Annotated in this window: 19 protein-coding genes and 1 tRNA gene; 8 read left to right on the top strand and 12 right to left on the bottom strand. The window is 67.5% G+C overall.

Annotation, left to right across the window (positions count from 1 at the left end):
* Nucleotides 1-660 precede the first annotated feature (660 nt).
* The 5 genes from murC to EP757_RS15790 all read right to left on the bottom strand — a co-directional run bounded on the left by murC (nucleotide 661) and on the right by EP757_RS15790 (nucleotide 4,015).
* Nucleotides 661-2,097, bottom strand: a complete 1,437-nt coding sequence (murC, locus tag EP757_RS15810) for a UDP-N-acetylmuramate--L-alanine ligase (RefSeq protein WP_127546820.1) — start codon at nucleotides 2,095-2,097, stop codon at nucleotides 661-663.
* A 123-nt stretch (nucleotides 2,098-2,220) separates the two neighbouring features.
* Nucleotides 2,221-2,805, bottom strand: a complete 585-nt coding sequence (locus tag EP757_RS15805; protein WP_160165805.1) for a helix-turn-helix transcriptional regulator — start codon at nucleotides 2,803-2,805, stop codon at nucleotides 2,221-2,223.
* A 97-nt stretch (nucleotides 2,806-2,902) separates the two neighbouring features.
* Nucleotides 2,903-3,136: a hypothetical protein gene (locus tag EP757_RS43370; protein ID WP_197725522.1), complete on the bottom strand. Its 234-nt coding sequence runs from the start codon at nucleotides 3,134-3,136 to the stop codon at nucleotides 2,903-2,905.
* A gap of 79 nt (nucleotides 3,137-3,215) precedes the next feature.
* Nucleotides 3,216-3,752, bottom strand: coding sequence for a hypothetical protein (locus tag EP757_RS15795; protein ID WP_127546816.1), 537 nt, complete (start codon nucleotides 3,750-3,752; stop codon nucleotides 3,216-3,218).
* 5 nt (nucleotides 3,753-3,757) lie between these two features.
* Nucleotides 3,758-4,015 (bottom strand): hypothetical protein, encoded by a 258-nt coding sequence (locus tag EP757_RS15790; RefSeq protein WP_370457823.1) that lies wholly within the window; start codon nucleotides 4,013-4,015, stop codon nucleotides 3,758-3,760.
* Nucleotides 4,016-4,569: 554 nt separating this feature from the next.
* Between EP757_RS15790 and EP757_RS15780 the strand changes: the two genes are divergently transcribed.
* A complete protein-coding gene (locus EP757_RS15780) occupies nucleotides 4,570-5,403 on the top strand; it encodes a hypothetical protein (protein WP_127546810.1) in 834 nt (277 codons plus the stop codon).
* On the top strand, nucleotides 5,379-6,212 hold the full coding sequence (locus EP757_RS15775) for a protein phosphatase 2C domain-containing protein (RefSeq protein WP_127546808.1): 834 nt from the start codon (nucleotides 5,379-5,381) through the stop codon (nucleotides 6,210-6,212). Before EP757_RS15780 ends, EP757_RS15775 begins: the two co-directional genes overlap by 25 nt.
* Nucleotides 6,213-6,370: 158 nt before the next feature.
* Here EP757_RS15775 and EP757_RS15770 read toward each other — a convergent pair whose 3' ends face one another.
* Both EP757_RS15770 and EP757_RS15765 read right to left on the bottom strand, forming a co-directional pair.
* The gene (locus tag EP757_RS15770; protein ID WP_127546806.1) at nucleotides 6,371-7,336 is read right to left on the bottom strand and encodes a hypothetical protein; all 966 of its coding nucleotides are present in this window, start codon (nucleotides 7,334-7,336) and stop codon (nucleotides 6,371-6,373) included.
* Between the two features lie 245 nt (nucleotides 7,337-7,581).
* Nucleotides 7,582-8,355: a DUF5343 domain-containing protein gene (locus EP757_RS15765; protein WP_127546804.1), complete on the bottom strand. Its 774-nt coding sequence runs from the start codon at nucleotides 8,353-8,355 to the stop codon at nucleotides 7,582-7,584.
* A gap of 990 nt (nucleotides 8,356-9,345) precedes the next feature.
* On the opposite strand from EP757_RS15765, the gene EP757_RS43365 reads away from it, so the two are divergent.
* On the top strand, nucleotides 9,346-9,855 hold the full coding sequence (locus tag EP757_RS43365; RefSeq protein WP_197725521.1) for an excalibur calcium-binding domain-containing protein: 510 nt from the start codon (nucleotides 9,346-9,348) through the stop codon (nucleotides 9,853-9,855).
* Here EP757_RS43365 and EP757_RS15755 read toward each other — a convergent pair whose 3' ends face one another.
* Nucleotides 9,856-10,971, bottom strand: a complete 1,116-nt coding sequence (locus EP757_RS15755; RefSeq protein ID WP_127546802.1) for a HAMP domain-containing sensor histidine kinase — start codon at nucleotides 10,969-10,971, stop codon at nucleotides 9,856-9,858.
* Nucleotides 10,968-11,624: a response regulator transcription factor gene (locus tag EP757_RS15750; RefSeq protein WP_127546801.1), complete on the bottom strand. Its 657-nt coding sequence runs from the start codon at nucleotides 11,622-11,624 to the stop codon at nucleotides 10,968-10,970. Before EP757_RS15750 ends, EP757_RS15755 begins: the two co-directional genes overlap by 4 nt.
* Nucleotides 11,625-11,724: 100 nt before the next feature.
* On the opposite strand from EP757_RS15750, the gene EP757_RS15745 reads away from it, so the two are divergent.
* Genes EP757_RS15745 through EP757_RS15730 form a run of 4 tightly spaced genes read left to right on the top strand, consistent with a single transcriptional unit; the run spans nucleotide 11,725 to nucleotide 15,172 of the window.
* Nucleotides 11,725-12,273, top strand: a complete 549-nt coding sequence (locus tag EP757_RS15745; protein WP_127546799.1) for a hypothetical protein — start codon at nucleotides 11,725-11,727, stop codon at nucleotides 12,271-12,273.
* Nucleotides 12,270-13,331 (top strand): efflux RND transporter periplasmic adaptor subunit, encoded by a 1,062-nt coding sequence (locus EP757_RS15740; protein ID WP_127546797.1) that lies wholly within the window; start codon nucleotides 12,270-12,272, stop codon nucleotides 13,329-13,331. Before EP757_RS15745 ends, EP757_RS15740 begins: the two co-directional genes overlap by 4 nt.
* Complete coding sequence (locus EP757_RS15735; protein WP_127546795.1) at nucleotides 13,328-13,990, top strand: ABC transporter ATP-binding protein; 663 nt, start codon at nucleotides 13,328-13,330, stop codon at nucleotides 13,988-13,990. Before EP757_RS15740 ends, EP757_RS15735 begins: the two co-directional genes overlap by 4 nt.
* Complete coding sequence (locus tag EP757_RS15730; protein ID WP_127546793.1) at nucleotides 13,991-15,172, top strand: ABC transporter permease; 1,182 nt, start codon at nucleotides 13,991-13,993, stop codon at nucleotides 15,170-15,172. It abuts the gene before it with no gap.
* 51 nt (nucleotides 15,173-15,223) lie between these two features.
* On the opposite strand, the gene EP757_RS15725 is transcribed toward EP757_RS15730, so the two are convergent.
* The 3 genes from EP757_RS15725 to EP757_RS15715 all read right to left on the bottom strand — a co-directional run bounded on the left by EP757_RS15725 (nucleotide 15,224) and on the right by EP757_RS15715 (nucleotide 17,224).
* Nucleotides 15,224-16,105 (bottom strand): hypothetical protein, encoded by an 882-nt coding sequence (locus tag EP757_RS15725; protein WP_127546791.1) that lies wholly within the window; start codon nucleotides 16,103-16,105, stop codon nucleotides 15,224-15,226.
* A 167-nt stretch (nucleotides 16,106-16,272) separates the two neighbouring features.
* Nucleotides 16,273-16,343, bottom strand: a tRNA-Arg gene (locus EP757_RS15720).
* Nucleotides 16,337-17,224: a DMT family transporter gene (locus EP757_RS15715; protein ID WP_174262398.1), complete on the bottom strand. Its 888-nt coding sequence runs from the start codon at nucleotides 17,222-17,224 to the stop codon at nucleotides 16,337-16,339. Before EP757_RS15715 ends, EP757_RS15720 begins: the two co-directional genes overlap by 7 nt.
* 77 nt (nucleotides 17,225-17,301) lie before the next feature.
* On the opposite strand from EP757_RS15715, the gene EP757_RS15710 reads away from it, so the two are divergent.
* A complete protein-coding gene (locus tag EP757_RS15710) occupies nucleotides 17,302-18,219 on the top strand; it encodes an aminoglycoside phosphotransferase family protein (protein WP_127546789.1) in 918 nt (305 codons plus the stop codon).
* Nucleotides 18,220-18,265: the final 46 nt, after the last annotated feature.

Below are 18,265 nucleotides of genomic sequence, written 5' to 3'. Positions count from 1 at the left end.
GCTGATCTCGACAGCCACCCGCGCCCGATCAACCAGCTCTCGGGCACGCTGGCATGCCTCCACCGACGTCGCCCTCATCCGAGCCCATTTATCCGGTTCCACGCCTCGCCACCGTCTTCATCCCATGAGGCGTGACGCTTTCCCCATCGCCGCCGCTCTAATCAGGCTCTTGCACAGCCAGCGACGGAAAGCCGAGAAGAGGGGTGAAGGCGCAGGTACGTCTCGGCTGTGAAGGTGCCGCCATGAGGGCAGCCGTCATGAACGTCCTTACCGACTTGGATACTTCGGCGGATCGGCGTGACGCCTCCACCCCTAGCTCACATGCGGGAACCGACGGCCACTAGAACGCCGAGGGTCACCGCTGCCGGTCAACGCCCACCGCAGGAAACGACAGACCAGCAGATCCCAGCTACACGACCACCACAACAGCAGCGCTCGCGGATCACCATGCCGCCGGTAGAGATCCCAGCCCCGTACGACGAGATCCCGCAAGGCCTCAATATCGGCGTCGAGAGCCGCCCGTTCGGCAGGAGTCACCCCGGCCGTCCCTTCGTGCGTGTCATCCCAGGCGTCATGCCCGCACCAGCCCCACCGTCCGGACCGTACGCAGGTCGCGGAGGGGACGCGCTCGGTGGGCATCCCCTCCACCCGAACCAGCGATCACACGTACTGCCCGGCACTCTCGCGCAGCGCGGTCAGCATCGGCGTAGCCAGCCCACCGACGTCTCCGGTGCCCAGCAGCAGCACCACGTCACCGGGCCGGGCCAGCGCTGCAACCAGGTCCACCGCATGCTCGCGGGTGGCGTAACGGACGTCGCCGCCCGCACTGATCACGGCGTCACCGACCAGCGTTGACGAGACCCCGGAGATCGGGTCCGCGCCGTGCACGTCCAGCAGCACCGTGACGTCCGCGCCGATAGCCAGGACAGTTCCGATCTGCCGGCCGAACGTGCGCACCCGCGCGTATCCCGACGGCTGCACCACCGCGATCACCCTGCCCTCACCGGCGACGGCCCGCGCGGCGTCCAGGTCGGCGGCGATCTCGTTGTGGTGATCGGCGAAGCAGTCGACCACCGTCACGCCCCCGACGGCCCCGACCGGGGTGAACCGGCGGCGCACTCCCGTGAACGAGGACACCGCGAGTACCGCCGCTTCCACGCCGAAGCCCCAGGCGACCAGCAGCGCCACCACGGCGACGGCGTCCTGAACGTGGTACCGCGACGGGCTTTGCAGGCGCACCACGCCCCGGCCGTCACGGGCACGCACTGCGGTCTGACTCTGCCAGCCCTGCCGGTCGATGTCACCGAACCGCACATCGGCCTGCGGCGAGCGTCCGAAGGTCAGCACCCGCACGTCCGGGTGCAGCCGCCGGACCCGGCCGATTACGTCCATGCTGGCCGCCTCGTCCGCGTTGGCGATCAGCAGCGCATCCGGTCGCATCCGGGCCGCGAACGTCACATACGCGATCAGGTGCGCGTCGAGATCATCGAAGTTCTCCGGGTGATCATGCGCGATCGTCGTGATCACGGCCGCCGCCGCGTCCAGGAAGTGGAACGACCGATCCGACTCGTCGGCCTCCGCCACGAACACCTCACCCGCGCCGTGATGCGCACCCGAGCCCGGAGCGTCCAGATCAGCGCCGACCACGAACGACGGATCCCGGCCCAGGAACGTCAGCGCCGCCGCCAGAATCCCGGTCGTGGTGGACTTGCCGTGCGTGCCCGCCACCGCGACCAGATACCGATCCTTCGCCAACTCCCGCAGCACCTGGGCACGGTGCACCACCGGGATCTTCATCGCGCGGGCCGCCGCGATCTCCGGCGCCTGCTGAGTGACGGTCGTGTAGACCACGCACGACGCGCCATCCACCGCCCCCGCCCGATGCCCGACCTCCACCGTGCAGCCGGCCGCCCGCAGCGCCGACAAACGCGGCGAGTCGACCGCATCCGTCCCACTGACCACGCTTCCCCGCGCCGCGCAGACCTGCGCCAGCCCCGACATCGCCGACCCGCCCACGCCCACAAAATGCGGACGGCTCAGATCGACGGGACCGGTGTACCCGCCCAAGGTGGGATTGCCAGTGACCGTGTCGCCCATGACGTCATTCCTCTCGTTGAACCGGATGGGATATATCGACACCCGACACGCCGCCGGGTGATCGACCGGAGAAGCCGGAGCACGGTCGCCCCGGTGTTACGCGGATCGTTCACGACGAGGGGTTTACGCGCGTCGTTCCCGGCGAGCCTCAGCCAGCGAGTACACAGCCGCAGCCGCACCGGAGGACGCCGCCACAGCAGGCACACCGCCGATAACCGCGACCTGCAACATGATCTTGAGCAGTTCGCGGTCGCCTACCCGTACCGTCAGCTCCACCGCCGAACCGTCTTCCAGCGCCAGCACCGGCACGCTCGACGCAGCGACGGCAGGACCAGTGCCAGCCGCCGCCAGCTCGGTCACCGCAGCCGCCCGAGCCGCAGCAGCCCTCACCTCACGTGCCCGCAGCCACTGCACCGCGCTACTCAGTTCCTCGCCAGTGCCCAGCAACTCGTCACAGCGTCGCCAGAAGTCATCCGATCTGATCGGTCCTCGCCCGATCTCCATATTGGCGATCGTGCTGCGCGACCAGGGCATCAGCGCGGCGAGACCATGTTGAGTCAAACCACGCTCCAGCCGCCGGACAGCCAGCAGCCGGCCGAGCCGACACCAGCCAGCCTCGGTGCCTTCCACCTCACCGTTGGCAACACCCACCGCGACAAGCGGCGAACCCACCAGCAACGGTCCGAGCGGTTGCGCCAATCCAGACACGTCATCTACTTCCCGTGTAATCAGTCAGCATCGAAAAGCGGCCGGGCGGGCGTGACCTCGGGCCGGGGGAAGAGGCCACGCCCGCACCAGCCCCCCGTCACGCGGCGCGGGCTCCGTGACGGGCATCATCGGCGGCGGCCGGGACCACCGCCGATCCCTCACCACCACCAGCAGGAGGAGGCAGCGGCACCCAGCTCAAGAACCGGTCATGCAGGCCCGCCACCTGACCGGTCCCGTACTCGAAAAAGTCATCGATCGCGTCGACCATCCGCCGCGCCAGGAACAGCAGCAGCGCCAACCGCTCCGGCAGAAACTCACCCAGCAGCGACACCCGGCCCGGTCCGCATGGCCACGGCACACCGCAGTCCACGCAGTCCCACGACGGCCGACGCGGCTCATGCCGCCCCTCGCTACCCATCACCGCCGCCGTCCACCACCAGGCACGCACAATCGGCCCCGGTCGCCGGGAGAACGTCACGCACCGGCAGCGAACACACCGACGTCACGTTGAACAACGGCGCGTAGAAAGGTCGACCGGCACACACCACGGCCCGCCACTCCGTCACCCGCGCCGGAGCCGCCGGAACACTCAGCCAGCCCTCATCGGCCGCCGCCCGCTCCTGCCGGGCAACATCCGACGCCTCCACCACCGACGCCGCCCACCGCTGCGCCGCCACCACATCAGCCGGATTACGCAGCGAAGCGTTGCGCTCCACGACATCAAGCCGCGCATCGGTGACCGCCGGGTCATGCAGCACCCAGCACCGCAGGCCACCATGGAACCTCAGCAGCACATTCAGCCACTGCAAGGCTGCCTGCCTGACCTCATGACGGTCACCAAGGACGATCGTCTCCGGCGCGTACCCCGCGTGGCGATCAGCCACCGGCAGCCGCACCCGATGCTCGGCCGCGAACGGGCAGCGAAGCCCATCGACCTGCCGACGCACCGACGTCAGCCCCGCCGGCCCTTCCAGACCACCGGCGACGAACTCCGGCCCGGACCCGCATTCCGCCGTGGCAAGCGCAACTCGCTCGGCGCAGCCTCCACCAACCTCAGCCCCGCCACCCGCACATAGATCTCCCGACGCGCGACAGCCCTGCCGTCCGGCCCCAGCACGAACACCACCAGCCACACCCAGCCGTCGTACGTCGGTTTCGGATCCACCCGCGCCACCCGAACCAGCAACGCTCGATCGCCCTCGAACTGCACGCTCGCCGCCCGACCGACCAGGAACACATCCCCCGGACGCGGCCACATCCGAAGTCACCGCTACCTCGCCCTAAGCGAGCCAGGCGCACCAACCCGCCGCGCGCCGACCAACTCCGGCTGACTCGCTCCCGGCGACCGCACCGGCAGCCGTAGCGTCCGGGAGAACACCACCACCGCGTTCTCCCGCCGCCAGCACGGACCCAGCGAACCGCAGGCAAGGCAACGCCCTGTTGCGCTCGACGTCACATGCTCGTCTAGCAACGACTGCGCTTCGCTCAGCTGATCCTCAGCCGACGCCGCGTAGTAAGTGTTTCCCGTCTTCATCTCCTACCCTTCGATTCGGCTGACGGATGCATCCACACCAATGCTCGATTCATCGGCTATGGACCGTGACCAGCTGCCACGGGGACGCAGGAGCAAGCGACGCGCAGCTGCACGTCACCTTGTTTAGGCCCCCTATACCCAACACGCTGCGTGATCGCTTGTGTATAGGGGGTATAAACACAAGGTACAGCGTTCGACGCCGGTGTCAAGAACGGCCCTAAGCTACGAATGTGGGTGATCAGGAGGACATGTTCGAGCGCGTGCAACGCGAGGCCGACCCCGTGCGCCAAGCACGACTGGCCGGCGAGTTGATCACCCTCTACCAACAGCGCTCCGTCGAGTTAGCGCGGCTCCGGCGCGAGGCGATCAACCGCGCAGCCGAAGAGAAAAGTATTTCTTTCAGCGCTATCGCCAGCGAGCTCGGCTTGACCCGTGGTCGCATCAGTCAAATCCGGCAGACTGCGCCTCCAGCTGAGCGAGCACTCTTCGGTGTCGGACCTCTAACTGTCGCGGTTCCGCTTCGGTTGGTCTCCAAGAGGTCCTTGCCCGTCATTTCCTCGGAAGACAGCCTTGCCGCCGAGAAGTTAACCCAGATGCTGTCCGATTATGCGTTTCAGGTGCACCAGTTCCGGATACCACCAGACGGAAATTGGCAGCCACCCGATGAAGCCATCGCGATCTGCGGGCCAAAAACTTCTAAAGTGACAGCAGACGCCATCGCGTCCGACCCATTCCTCTCATTTGAACCGGACGACAACGACCGTTGGCTCATCCGCGAACGCGACGGAAGTCGAACATACTCGTCAGCAATGGATGCCGCCGAGCACCAATGGTCAGATGTCGCCTACGTGGGGCGCGTTGCGTATGGACGGTCAGACTTATTCGTTATCGCAGGAGTTCACGCACTCGGATCGGTAGGCGCAGTGGACTATCTGATCAAGAATCTGGCCGATGTATATTCAGCGGTAGGCACAAAGAGGTTCTCGATGGTAGTTGGAAGTGATCACGATGGGGAGCAGGTAGTAAGGAGTAATCTGGTATGCCCTCCACGGGTGCACGAGTGACTAGCGTGAAGGTGGCGGAGAGACCCGGGGGAATCCGGCCGACCGAAGACCGAATTTTCACTACCCCGAACGCGGCTATCGTACTGGACGGAGCATCACAGCCGGGCTCACCCGCCAGAAGCGGAGGATGGTTAGCGGAGGTGATAGGTACGCGCCTCCGAGACGGTCTAGCTGAGGCTCCGAGGGCCGATCTAGTCGGCCTTCTGCGGTCAGTGATACAGGCTGCCGCACGCGACTTCTCTCTCACCCCAGGGCAATCGCCTTCCTGCACCGTGAGTATGGTGCGATGGAATTCCGAACACATCGATGTGTTAGCTCTCGGAGATAGTCCGGTGATCGCACTAACCACCGATGGCAAGGTGACGGAAATCCGAGATGATCGCCTTTCTCGGGTTGCCGAGGTCGAAAAGAAGGAATTCCGCGAAAGTTCCGCCCTGTTCGGGCAAGACAGAGAAGAAGCGTGGCGGAAACTCGTCGACGCTCAACGTAAGGTGCGGAACAGAAGCGGGGGGTATTGGATAGTCGAAGCGGATCCCGAGGCTGCCGAAAACGCCGTGCGCCATACCCTCCAAGTTACGGATGTCGCCGCCATCATGTTGATGACCGATGGGGTGGCTCATGGCGTCGACCGCTACCGCAACCCGCCCGACTGGTGGACCGCTGGTCGCATCGCCCTTCGAGATCCGGCCGCGCTGGTAGATCTGGTCCATCGCACCGAGGAAAGCGACCCGGAGGGGACGCGCTGGCGGCGCAGTAAGAAGCACGATGACAAGGCCATCGTTGTCGTTAAGTTTCAGCCAACTGGGTGACAGGTCCTCCACTGAAGGCCGCGTGGGAGCCCGGCGTCCGTGAGTTGAGCGACACGAACGATGCCGGGAGCATATGCGCAGGGGTTTCTACCTGGACATATGCTCCCGGCGGACTAATTAGCTAGCGCCACCGCGCTAAGCGACCACTCACTGACCACTCACGCAGCCGGCTCGTTGCCCTCAGTCGTGCTAAGGCGCGAGGAGACGAAGGCCTTGAAGGCTGTCAGTAGGTCCTGCTCGTTTTCAAGCGCCCGCAAGGTGACGCGCTGATTGGTGCCACGTCCACGCCCCAGGCCAGATTGCCTCTTCAGTCGGTCCTTGGGGGTTTTGATGAGCTTGCCGTCGAAGCCTCTGACGGCCTGCTCAAGCTGAGCGAACGACAACACGCTCGTCTCGTAGTACCGCCCGGCAGACATCAGGAGCGTGGGACGAGCCCAGCCTTTGGGGACGAGCAAAAGCGGTCGGTCATCCACGACGGGGAGCATCATGTCGGCCTCGGCCCACTCGCACTCGGCTGGATCCCAGACCTGTTTCCGGTAGGTCTTGACCTTGTGCCTGCCGGATTTGAATTGCGGGTGCGAATCGACCATAGCGGCGGTGAAACGCGCGAGCGGTTCGAAGATGATGCGCGTAGTGATGTCCGAGGTGATGTCCCGGTCTACGCCCTCGACGAAGAGCGGGAGGTCCTCGATCTGCCTCAGCACGGCAACGCGAACCAACGCCTCTACATCGTTGTTAAGGACGTTCCAGATCCAGGTACCGACGACCTCAGCGCCACCATGTCCGTGGAAGCCTGCCGCCGACATGCCGAGACGAGTCTCCCAAGGCTCAAGGAAGCGCTGCAGCAGCCGCTCACCTCGTCGACGCGCCGTGGAGGTTCCTTCGATGATGCTGCCAGTCACCTGACCGAAGAACTTGTCAACGCAGTCAAGAGCCTCGCTCGCGAACGGCTGAGGCGCCCGATACAACCGAATCGCGTGGGGATCGACATAGAGGCGGTTGTCAGCCGTGATCTCGACATCGACAAATTGGACAGGACCAGAGATCCCGTAGTAGCTTGTGACGCTTGGCAACTTGCCCTCCTTCGTGCGGGATTGCAGCCCGAGGAGGAAGCGAGACAGCATGTCTCAGGAAACTTCTGTACGCTGAAGACGACTCACCAAGTCAGTCAACCGCGCCCTCGGGCCGGTCCTGGCCTGATCCCGCGCCAACGGGGTCAGGCCAGAGTCATTTCTGGCTACGCATGCCAAAACACCCGAACCATCACGTCTTGGGTGGTTTGGGTTAATAAGTAAGGCGTGATCGGTGATTCCACGTCCGAACAGCCGCGTTCAAGAAGCCACCTTCCGGCGTCGGCGTGAAGATCTTGCTACCCCTCCGACGGAGCCACCTCCGACTTAGCTGGCCTTGCGGCTTCGCCGCCGCGTGCTGACATCGGGTCGGACACCGGGTGGAATAGGTCGAGCAGGTTGCTGAAGGTCGCGACGAGCAAGTCCTTGTCCCGCTGGGTCCAGGTCATTCCCTCCGCAGGGATCCGCTGAAGCAGTGCCTGCACAGACGCGTGAATCTGGGAGTTGCTGGCGCCAGAAGCCTGCGGTTGGACGACCGCATTCTCGGCCGGCGTCGCGGATTCTGGACGGCGGCGACCTGCGGCCCTCTTCCTTCCAGCCGCTGGAGACGCCCGAGTCACCTTGTAGTGCGGCGACACCTCTATCCCGGCAGCCTTTGCCAGGGATAGGAAGAAGCTCTGCGCCTTGCGAGCTGTCTCCCCGCTAACTCCCTGCTGCCGGAACCAGCCATCGAGCTGACCTTGCGTCGCGCGCGGGCCAAGAGCAAGCGCACCGGCGTAGTGAGTTTCAACCAACTTGGCCAGAACCGCCCGCCGGTCAGCCTCCTCGCTCTCGGTGAGGTCGTGAAGGGCCTGTGTGGGCTCATTGTCCCCGTTGACCAGGTCCAAGTACTTAAGTGCACCAAGCATGAGGGACTGGTTGGTTCCCGAGCCGCCTACAAAGGGCCGATCAATGACCGCCGGAATGCCGTTCTTTCTCAGCCGCTCTTGAAAGCTAGTGAACGCGCCGAAGCCGGGATAGGGGGGTCTCCGCGGGTCAAGCGGCTCCTGCGCCACCGACGCGTCATCGGTCATCTCCGGCTCCCTCCGAGAGGCCCTAGTCCGAACGATAGGGGATCGCGCCTCAAGCGGCAAGCCCAATCGCTCCGTCCTGGCAACTTTTTCCCGTCGTCCCACCTTGATGCATCGTTGCCACAAGCGAGCTGTTTGGCAAAAGTCCAGCTCAAGATGGATTTACGGAGTGCCTTTTAACCTCTTTGCCTCAGGACCACAGATGCTGATTCGCGACTCCGCAACGTGGTTCGTGAGTCCTAAGCGCTCCAATGATGACCAAGGGTCCCTCGCTGTCCGCGCACATGATGCATCACTCGCTCGTTAGCCGCTGTGGCGCAGACACTGACACGCTGGTGTCACGCTCCAATCTCCTTATCTGTGGTTGCCACTAGACCTCGCACCTGCAGGATGCGGCGAGGTCACGCAAGCGGCGTCATCATGCGGTCGAGCAACCCAGCGGCACCACCGCCAACCGCCGGATTCACCCGTGGGGGGTGCGGCACTCGATAGCCGCGCGCCTTGAACTGCTGACGGCGTGCGGTCCATGCCCGCCACTTGGGTTGGGGGCGAGCGGTGAGGCCGATCCGGTAGCAGGGCGGGGTACTCGGTGTCGACGCATGCGGGCGAGCTGCGCCGGCCAACTGAGCACACGACGGCTCGGTCTACAGGGAGGTTCCACCAGCGCTAATCACAGCGACGAGCGTGAGCCCATTGTGAGCCCGGACGCCTGCGAACTGGCGGACACGGCCGAGGACAGAAGATCATGAAGGGAGGTGCCTACCTGCATAGATAGGCACCTCCGAGGACTAGCGAGCACTAGCGATCACGGACCGGATGGAACTTCTAATCCGTCGGTCGCAGGTTCGAATCCTGCCGGGCGCGCCTTCCCACCTCCGCGTTGACCTTGCGATCCTCAGCGATCGCAGGGTCACGCGTGGTCTTCAGCCGCCTTCCTCGATCTGTTCTGCTTGACTTTCGCCTATCCGCCTGTGACTCAAGGTCACCCTCGGCGTGCTCGGTGCGTTGATCCTGTTCTTCTGCGGCATCGTGATGTTCGCCCCGGCGCCGGAGACGCCGGAGGAGGAGGCCGCCGCGATCGCCGGCCTGCCCGCGGTCCAGCCGATCGCGAGTGCGAGTGCGAGTGCGAGTGCGAAGCCGGCGTCCCCGAAGCCGGCGAAAACCAAGCCCGAGCCGTCGAAGACAAGAACTGAGAAGGCGACCCCGAAACCCGCCTCCTACGCGAACTGCGCCGAGGTAGAGGACGCCGGCAAGGCGCCGATCATGGCGGGGCAGCCCGGCTTCCAGGAGAAGTTCGACCGGGACGGCGACGGCGTGGGCTGCGAGGACGATGCCGAGGAGGAGCCGGCGACCGAGGAGGAAGAGAGCAGCGGCGGCACCGATCCGCGCTTCTCGACCTGCGCGAAGGCCAACGCCGCCGGTTACGGCCCCTACGAGGAGGGTGTCGACCCGGAGTACGACTGGTACCGCGACCGGGACGGCGACGGAATGGTCTGTGAGTGATCAGGGGGCTCGGGGCAGCAGCACCGTGACGATGAGGCCGCCCTCGTCCCGGGCGTCGGCTCGGACTTCGCCTCCGTGGGCTCGGGCGACGGCACGGACGATGGAGAGGCCCAGGCCGGCGCCGGGTGAGGCGAGGCGTTCGGTGCCGTAGCGGTGGAACGGTTCGAAGAGGCCCGGCACCTCGTAGCGCGGGACGACCGGGCCGGAGTTGCCGACCTGGAGTTCGACCCAGCCGTCCGGGCGGGTGCGGGAGGTGACGCGGACCCAGCCGTTCGCCGCGACGTTGTGCCGGGCGCCGTTCTCGACGAGGTTCTGGACGAGGCGTTCGAGGAGGACCGGGTCGCCGAGGACGGCTGCCTCGCCGGGTTCGGTGAGGACTTTGACGGTGTCGGAGACGGCGACGTGGTCGACGATGTCGGCGAGGTCCACGTACGACCTCTCGGTCACCTCACGGTCGGAGCGGGCCAGCAGGAGCAGTCCGTCGATCAGCCGGCCGTGACGGTCGTTGATGGCCAGCAGGGTGGTGCCGAGCTGGCGGACCTCCGACGACACCTCGGCCGGTTCGAGGGCGACTTCGAGCAGGGTGCGGTTCAGTGTGAGCGGGGTGCGCAGCTCGTGGGAGGCGCTCGCGATGAAGCGGCGCTGCCCGTCGAAGGACTGGTCGAGCCGGGCCAGCATCAGGTCGAACGTGTCGGCCAACTGCCTGATCTCGTCCTCGGGGCCGTCCAGGGCGATGCGCTCGTGCAGGCCGCGGTCGGCGGCCGGGGACTCGGCGATCCGGCGGGCGGTCGCGGTGATCTGGTGCAGCGGCTGCAGCATGCGGCCGGCGATGAGCCAGCCCAGCGCGATCGCCGCGGCGCTGACCACGGCGAACGCGATGGCGCCCCGGGTCAGGATGGTGTGCAGGGTGCTGGCCTGGGTTCCTTCGACGACTTTCTGCAGGTAGTGCTCACCATCAGGCGGTACGGCGGTCAGCTGGTCGGTGACGATCGTCTTGCCGGCTACCGGCGGCGCCTGGTCGACGAGGACGTAGATGGCGCCGAGCAGAACCAGGCCGGCGGCGACGAACAGTCCGCCGTACACGAAGGTCAGCCGGCCGCGCACGGTGAGTCTCATCGGATCCGGTACCCCACTCCCGGCTCGGTCAGCACCACCGGCGGATCACCCAGCTTGCGGCGCAGTTTGAGGATCGTCATGCGGACCGCGTGGGTGAACGGGTCGGCGTTCTCGTCCCACGCCTTCTCCAGCAGCGTCTCGGCGGAGACCGCGGTGCCGTCGGCCCGCAGCAGTTCGGCGAGGACGGCGAACTCCTTGCGGGACAGTGGCACGTACCGCCCGTCGCGATGCACCTCCCGGCGGTAGGGATCCAGGCTGATCCCCGCCCGGCGCAGGATCGGCGGCGCAGCCGGCCGGGCCCGCCGGCCGAGCGCCGCCACCCGCGCGGACAGTTCCCGGAAGGCGAACGGTTTCGGCAGGTAGTCGTCGGCACCGAGGGCCAGGCCGGTGACCCGGTCGTCGATCCCGGCGGCCGCGGTGAGCATCAGCACCCGGATGTCCGCGTTGCGTTCGGCGAGCACCTGGCACACCTTGTCGCCGTGCACGACCGGCACGTCACGGTCCAGCACCACCACGTCGTAGTCGTTGACGTCGATCCGTTCCAGCGCCGAGCCGCCGTCGTAGACGACGTCCACGGCGTGCGCCTGCTGCCGCAGGCCCAGCGCGACCGCGTCGGCGAGCAGCGGTTCGTCCTCCACTACCAGGATCCGCATGCCCCCATAGTGGACCGTGGCCTTGTCAATTCGCTGTCATCGTTTTCCGTGACGCCCGGGAAATCCCGCGCTCGCTTCACTGCGACCTATGAAACCTACGATGATGAAAGCCGCACTGGTGCTCCTGTCCATCGGCCTGAGCGGCTGCGCGGCGACGGCCGCGGACAGCCCGGACGTGGCGACCGCCCAGAGCGCGGCGCCAGGCGTCACCAGTTCACCGAGCGCCAGCACGGACGGCAAAGCCGACCCGGTCAAATACGCGCAGTGCATGCGGGAGAACGGGATGACCTGGTTCCCCGACCCGGACAGCGACGGCCGGATGACGGTCGCCGTGCCGCGGACCGTCGACCAGGAGGAGATGAAGAAGGCCGAGCAGGCCTGCCGCGAGTGGTCGCCGATGAACGGCGAGAAACCACAGCTCAGCGCCGAGGACCTGGAGAAGGCCCGGCAGATGTCGAAGTGCATGCGGGAGAACGGGGTGCCGAACTTCCCGGACCCGAACGCGGACGGCTCCCTCGAGATCAACGGCGACGAGCTGGGCACCGGACCCGGCCAGGAGGCGTTCGACTCCGCCGAGCAGGCCTGCTCGCAGTACCTGCCGAAGCAGCGCAGTAAGGAGCGCGGCACCGACGGCGGTGATGGCGCGTGAAGCGGCGGGCGAGGACGACAGCGGCGGTCGCGGCGGTGCTGACGGCGGGTGCCGCCGCGGCGGTGGTGTTCGTGGCCGGGCTGCCCGAGGGCGAGGCCGGCGCGCAACCGGAGAGCGAGCTGCCGGCGGCGACCGCGGACGTCAGCAAGGAGACCTTGGTCGACAAGGAGGACCATGACGGTTCCCTCGGGTACGGCGACCCGGCCGCGGTGACGACCAGACTCACCGGCACCGTCACCTCACTGGCCGCCGGCGGCTCGACGGTCAGCCGGGGAAAGCCGCTCTACGGGATCGACGATGATCCCGTCGTGCTTCTCTACGGCAAGCTGCCGGCGTACCGAAATCTCTCGTCCGGGGTTGACGGCGCCGACGTGAAACAGTTCGAGAAGAACCTGTGGGCGCTGGGATATCGCGGATTCACCGTCGACGACGAGTACACCTCGGCGACCGCCGGCGCCGTCGAGGAATGGCAGGACGACCTGGGTGTCGCCGAGACCGGCACGGTGGCCCTCGGGCAGGTGGTCTACCAGCCCGCGGCGGTCCGCGTCGACTCGACCACCGCGGCCAAAGGCGACGCGGTCCAGCCCGGCACCGAGATCCTGCAGATCAGCGGCGTACGCCGGGTAGCGACAGTGGAACTCGAGGTCGCCGACCAGCGGCTCGCGAAGAAGGGCGCGAAGGTCGACGTGACCCTCCCCGACGGCAAGGTCGTGACCGGGACCGTCAGCGACGTCGAGACCAGCATCGAGACCGCCGAGAACCCGGCCGAGGACGACACGACGATCCTCACCGTGACGATCACCTTCGGCAAGGCGGCCCCGACCGGCCTGGACGGCGCCGGCGTGACCGTCGGGTTCGTCTCCTCGCAGCGGGAGGACGTGCTGACCGTGCCGGTGACGGCGCTGCTCGCGCTCGCCGAGGGCGGGTACGGCCTGGAGGTCGTCGACGGCTCGGCGACCAGCATCGTCGCGGTCGAGACCGGCCTGTTCGCCGACGGCCGGGTCGAGGTCAGCGGCGGCGGCGTCACCGAGGGGATGAAGGTGGGTGTCCCCGAATGAACGAGCCGGTGATCCACCTCGAAGGTGTCAGCAAGGAGTACCCCGGCGGGGTGACCGCCCTCGACCACGTCGATCTGACCGTCGAGCACGGCGAGCTCATCGCGATCGTCGGCCCGTCCGGGTCCGGCAAGTCGACGATGCTGCACCTCATCGGCACGCTGGACCGGCCCTCCTCCGGGACGGTGCGGATCGACGGCCACGACGTCGCGCGTCTCACCGACCGGCGGCTGTCGGCGCTCCGGGCCCGGCGCATCGGCTTCGTCTTCCAGCAGTTCCACCTCGCGCCGGGGCGGGACGCGATAGCCAACGTGGCGGACGGGCTGCTCTACTCCGGCGTACCCAGAAAAGAGCGTGAGCGGCGCGCCGAGGCCGCCCTCGTCCGGGTGGGTCTCGGGGACCGGCTGCGTCATCGGCCGCATCAGCTCTCCGGCGGCGAACGGCAGAGGGTCGCGGTGGCCCGGGCGGTGGCGGGCGACCCGGCGGTGCTGCTCGCCGACGAGCCCACCGGCAACCTGGACTCGCACGCGGGTTCCGGGGTGGTGGAGCTGCTGCGGGAGCTGAACGCGGCGGGCACCACCGTCCTGGTGATCACCCATGACCACGAGATCGCCGGCTCGCTGCCCCGGCAGGTGCCGATGCTCGACGGGCAGGTGGTCTGAATGTCCCTGCGACCCGCCCCTCTCAGCGCGTCCGACCTGCTCCGGCTCGGCGGGTACGGCCTGCGCGCCCGGCCGCTGCGCGCCGTCCTCTCGGCGCTGGGCATCGCGATCGGCATCGCCGCGATGATCGCCGTGGTCGGCATCTCGGCGTCGAGCCGGGCCGAACTGGACCGGAAGCTCGACGCCCTCGGCACCAACCTGCTCCGGGTATCGCCGGGCGACACGATGTTCGGCGAGCAGGCGGTCCTGCCCGATGAGGCCCTCGACATGATCGAGCGGATCGGGCCGGTGACGGCGGCGACCGCGACCGGCATGGTCACCGACACCCCGATCTACCGCACCGACCGGATCCCGGCCGGCGAGACCGGCGGCCTCGCGCTGATGGCCGCGCAACTCGATCTGCTGGAGACGGTCGGTGCCGAACTCGCCGACGGTGTGTGGCTCAACGGCGCGACAGCGCGGTACCCGGCGGTCGTCCTCGGCGCGACAGCGGCACAGCGGCTCGGTGACGTGCCGGCCGTCTGGATCGACGGGCGGAGCTACCCGGTGACCGGCGTGCTGAAGAGCGTGGCGCTGGCGCCGGAACTCGACAACGCGGTGCTGATCGGGTGGGCCGCCGCCGAGTCCTACCTTGACTTCGACGGGCACGCCACCACCGTCTACACCCGGTCGATCAAGGAGAAGGTGGAGGCGGTCCGGGGCGTGCTCGGCGCCACCGCCAACCCGGAGAGCCCCGACGAGGTGAATGTGTCGAACCCGTCCGACGCTCTCGTCGCGCAGCGGGCCGCCGAGCGTACCTTCAATGCTCTTCTGCTCGGCCTCGGCGCGGTGGCCCTGCTGGTCGGCGGCATCGGCGTGGCGAACACCATGGTCATCTCGGTGCTGGAACGCCGTGCCGAGATCGGCCTGCGACGCTCACTCGGCGCCACCCGCGGCCAGATCCGCACCCAGTTCCTCGCCGAGTCGCTGCTGCTGTCGCTGCTCGGCGGCGCCGCGGGGGTGCTCGGCGGGTTCGCGGTGACGTTGTTCTACGCCGGCACCCAGAGCTGGCCCGCGGTAGTGCCCCTCTGGGCGATCGGCGGCGGGCTGGCCGCGACCATCGTCATCGGCGCGGTCGCGGGCCTCTACCCGGCGGTCCGAGCCGCTCGTCTCGCCCCGACAGAGGCGTTAGGAGCAGCATGAAGAGCTGATTTCCCGGTACGGGGAACCGCCCGTTCCCCGTACCGGAACGTCTTATTTGTCCGCACCCACCGGCCGGGTCAGGGACACGCCGCCGCCCATGCACAGACCGGGCTCCTTGCCGAGCTTCTCGGCGATCTGCAGACAGCGGGCCACCTGATCCACGCTCGCGTCGGTCCGGGTGATCTCGGCCCGCGTCTTCGCGTTCGCCTTGTCGATCTCCAGATTCCGAGCTTCCAAGATCTTCTGCCCGTACGCCGCGATCGCCTGTGTCGTCGGGTCGTCGTAGCGCGGCGACTCGAACGCCACCGACTTCACCACGATCTCGTCACCCAGCTCCGTCGTCAGAGCCTTGATCAGCGGCTCCTTGAAGGTCTTGTTGAGATCCGGAGCCGGCGCGTCGCCACTGGTCACGTCGACCGCACCGAGCGGATCGAACGACGCGAAGAGCGAGGTCATGGCACCGTTGATCTGCGGATTGACCCGGCGCTCCACGAACACCTCGAACCGGCTCTTGCTGCCCACCTCGCGGTACGCGGCCCAGTTCTCCGGCGCCTTCTCCGCCTTCGCCGACCACTCGATCTGCACCGGGATGCAGGCCCGCCGCTGCGCCGCGATCGTCACCCACACACAGCTCTCACCGAGATGCGAGTACGTCTGCCCCGACGCATCCCACTCGTCGATGCCCTCCCACGGCGCCGTCCACTGCAGGCCCGCCCCGGTGGTCCGCCCGGTCGGCTTGTTCCATGCCGTCACGATGCCGACATTCCGGGTAGGCACCACGGTGATACAGGAAGCAGCGAGGAACCCGACTGCGGCGATGAGACTGACCCCGAACGTCAGCCAGGCATTACGCGGTTTCGGAAGCTTGCCGCTGATCGCAGCGAGCAGGGCGACGACAGCGACGGCGGCGAGAATGAGGCCGAGGACGAACAAAGAAGATCCTCACACTGGGTTATGTTGCCCACCACGGTAAGACACTTGATCAACCGCCCGCGGCAAAGCTCAGCGTGTCGGCCTCAGGCTCAGCCGCAACAGGGGAAACGATCAAGCGGGACCTTGCGAGCACCAAGGAACGCAAGGCCAACGCCGCTTGCCGAAGGTGCGCCCGGCAGGATTCGAACCTGCGACCGACGGATCAGAAGTCCGTGCGCGAGCCGCCACCGCTCAGCGCGTGACACCCTCCGCGCCCGTCGGCTCGTCGGTGCCCGCTCGCCGGGGCCGCGGCGCCGCCACCCCGCCGTCCGGAGTGGTGGTGCGGCGCGCCAACCCCACCACTCCCCAGGTCATCACCAGGCCCGCCACGGCGACCAGCACCAAACCGGCAGCGCCGAACCGCACCCGCTCGTCGAACAGCACCACCCCGGCCAGGGCGGCGACGAGTGGGTTGGAGACGCTGACGGTAGCGAGTGGAGTAGCGAGCCCGGCTCCTTTGTAGGACAACTGCCCCAGCAGATAACCGCTGACCGAGAACGCCACGACCATCGCCACGGCCAGCGCGGAGACGGCACCGAATCCGTCGGAGGTGAACGAGGCCAATACGGCCTTGGACAGCACCGAAGCGATGCCGAACGCCACCCCCGCCGCGGCAGCCAGCAGCATCGCCCGCGCCCGGGGCCCGCTCCACCGGGCGGCCAGCACGCACACGAACACCACGCCGGCGGTGATCGCGGCCAGGACGCGGACGGCGGTGGAGCCGAGCAGCGCGGGATCGGTCGAGTCCACGGAGAGCGAGAGGATCAGCGCGAGACCGAGAACGGTCAGCCCGGCGTCGATCCAGGCGGCGCGCGAGAGCGGGGTGCGGTAGCGGATCACCTGGATCGGCAGGGCGAAGATCAGGGTGAGGGTGCCGAGGGCCTGGACCACGGCGACGGTTCCGAAGTTCAGGGCGATCACGTGCAGCAGCACCCCGGCGCCGGTCAGCGAAAGCGCGGCGGCCCAGCGGGACAGGCCGCGGTGCCCGTGCTCGGCGAGGCGTTCCTGAGCGACGGCCGCGACCGCGTATGAAGCAGCCGAGAGCAGGGAAAGACCCACAGCCCAGCCCAGCGCCCCCATGAATCCACCTTACCGACCGGGGAAGAATCCAAGAAAATCCGTTTCGCGACACGACGGCGGCCTGCCAACATCCACGCATGGTGGCGGCGAGCGGCGTACGCATCGGCTGGGCGGATCTGCCCGGCGACATCCGGGCGCGCATCGAGGCAACCCTCGAAAGTCCTGTCGTCGAGGCCGTGTCGCAGTCCGGCGGGTTCTCCCCGGGCACCGCCGATCGAGTGCGGACCGAAAAAGGACGGGCGTTCGTCAAAGCGGTCTCCCCGGCCATCAACGCCGCGTCGGCGACCATGGCACGGCGGGAGGCCCGGATCACCGCTGCCCTGCCCGCCGATGCGCCGGTGCCGCGCTTCATCGACTTTTTCGACACCGGGGACTGGGTCGTCCTGATCTTGGAGGACATCGCCGGTGCTCACCCTCGTACCCCCTGGCTGAAGCATGAGATCGACGCGGCCGCGGCCGCGCTCGCCGACCTGGCGCAGGCACTCACGCCGGCGCCGGCACTTGATCTTCCGCGAGTGACCGATCACGTCGCCGACGACTTCCGCTGCTGGGACAAGGTCGCGGCGGCTCCCCCGGACGACCTGGACCCCTGGCTGGTGGATCACCTCGACGCGCTTCGCGCGGCTTCGGCGCACGGTCTCGCGGCGATCTCCGAGGGGGACACTCTCGCTCACTGCGACGTCCGGGCCGACAATCTGCTGGTACGCCCGGACGGCCGTGTGATGATCGTCGACTGGCCTTGGGGCAGTATCGGACCGGCGTGGCTCGACACCGTCATGCTGGCGATGAACGTGCTCGTGCACGGCGGCGACCCGGACGGTCTGCTACGCGGCATCGACCCCGCCGCGGTGACCGGGGTGGTCGCCGGCTTCACCGGCTACTTCCACCACCGGTCCCGCATGCCTCCGCCGCCGGGGCTGCCGACCGTGCGGGCCTTCCAGCGGTTCCAGGGTGACGCCCTGGTCCCGTGGCTGCGCACACGAATCCCGGACTAGTTCACAGAAACACGTCTGAACCGCACCCGCTGCCGGGCCGTAACAG

Origin of the sequence: Actinoplanes sp. OR16 (assembly GCF_004001265.1) — a bacterium.
Classification (GTDB): domain Bacteria; phylum Actinomycetota; class Actinomycetes; order Mycobacteriales; family Micromonosporaceae; genus Actinoplanes.
This window is presented reverse-complemented; position numbering and strand designations above follow the sequence as displayed.

Coding starts and splice junctions, on each gene's coding strand:
- murC (WP_127546820.1), bottom strand. CDS start 2,097: ATGGGCGACACGGTCACTGGCAATCCCACCTTGGGCGGGTACACCGGT.
- EP757_RS15775 (WP_127546808.1), top strand. CDS start 5,379: ATGCCCTCCACGGGTGCACGAGTGACTAGCGTGAAGGTGGCGGAGAGA.
- EP757_RS15770 (WP_127546806.1), bottom strand. CDS start 7,336: ATGCTGTCTCGCTTCCTCCTCGGGCTGCAATCCCGCACGAAGGAGGGC.
- EP757_RS15765 (WP_127546804.1), bottom strand. CDS start 8,355: ATGACCGATGACGCGTCGGTGGCGCAGGAGCCGCTTGACCCGCGGAGA.
- EP757_RS15755 (WP_127546802.1), bottom strand. CDS start 10,971: ATGAGACTCACCGTGCGCGGCCGGCTGACCTTCGTGTACGGCGGACTG.
- EP757_RS15750 (WP_127546801.1), bottom strand. CDS start 11,624: ATGCGGATCCTGGTAGTGGAGGACGAACCGCTGCTCGCCGACGCGGTC.
- EP757_RS15745 (WP_127546799.1), top strand. CDS start 11,725: ATGATGAAAGCCGCACTGGTGCTCCTGTCCATCGGCCTGAGCGGCTGC.
- EP757_RS15735 (WP_127546795.1), top strand. CDS start 13,328: ATGAACGAGCCGGTGATCCACCTCGAAGGTGTCAGCAAGGAGTACCCC.
- EP757_RS15730 (WP_127546793.1), top strand. CDS start 13,991: ATGTCCCTGCGACCCGCCCCTCTCAGCGCGTCCGACCTGCTCCGGCTC.
- EP757_RS15715 (WP_174262398.1), bottom strand. CDS start 17,224: ATGGGGGCGCTGGGCTGGGCTGTGGGTCTTTCCCTGCTCTCGGCTGCT.
- EP757_RS15710 (WP_127546789.1), top strand. CDS start 17,302: ATGGTGGCGGCGAGCGGCGTACGCATCGGCTGGGCGGATCTGCCCGGC.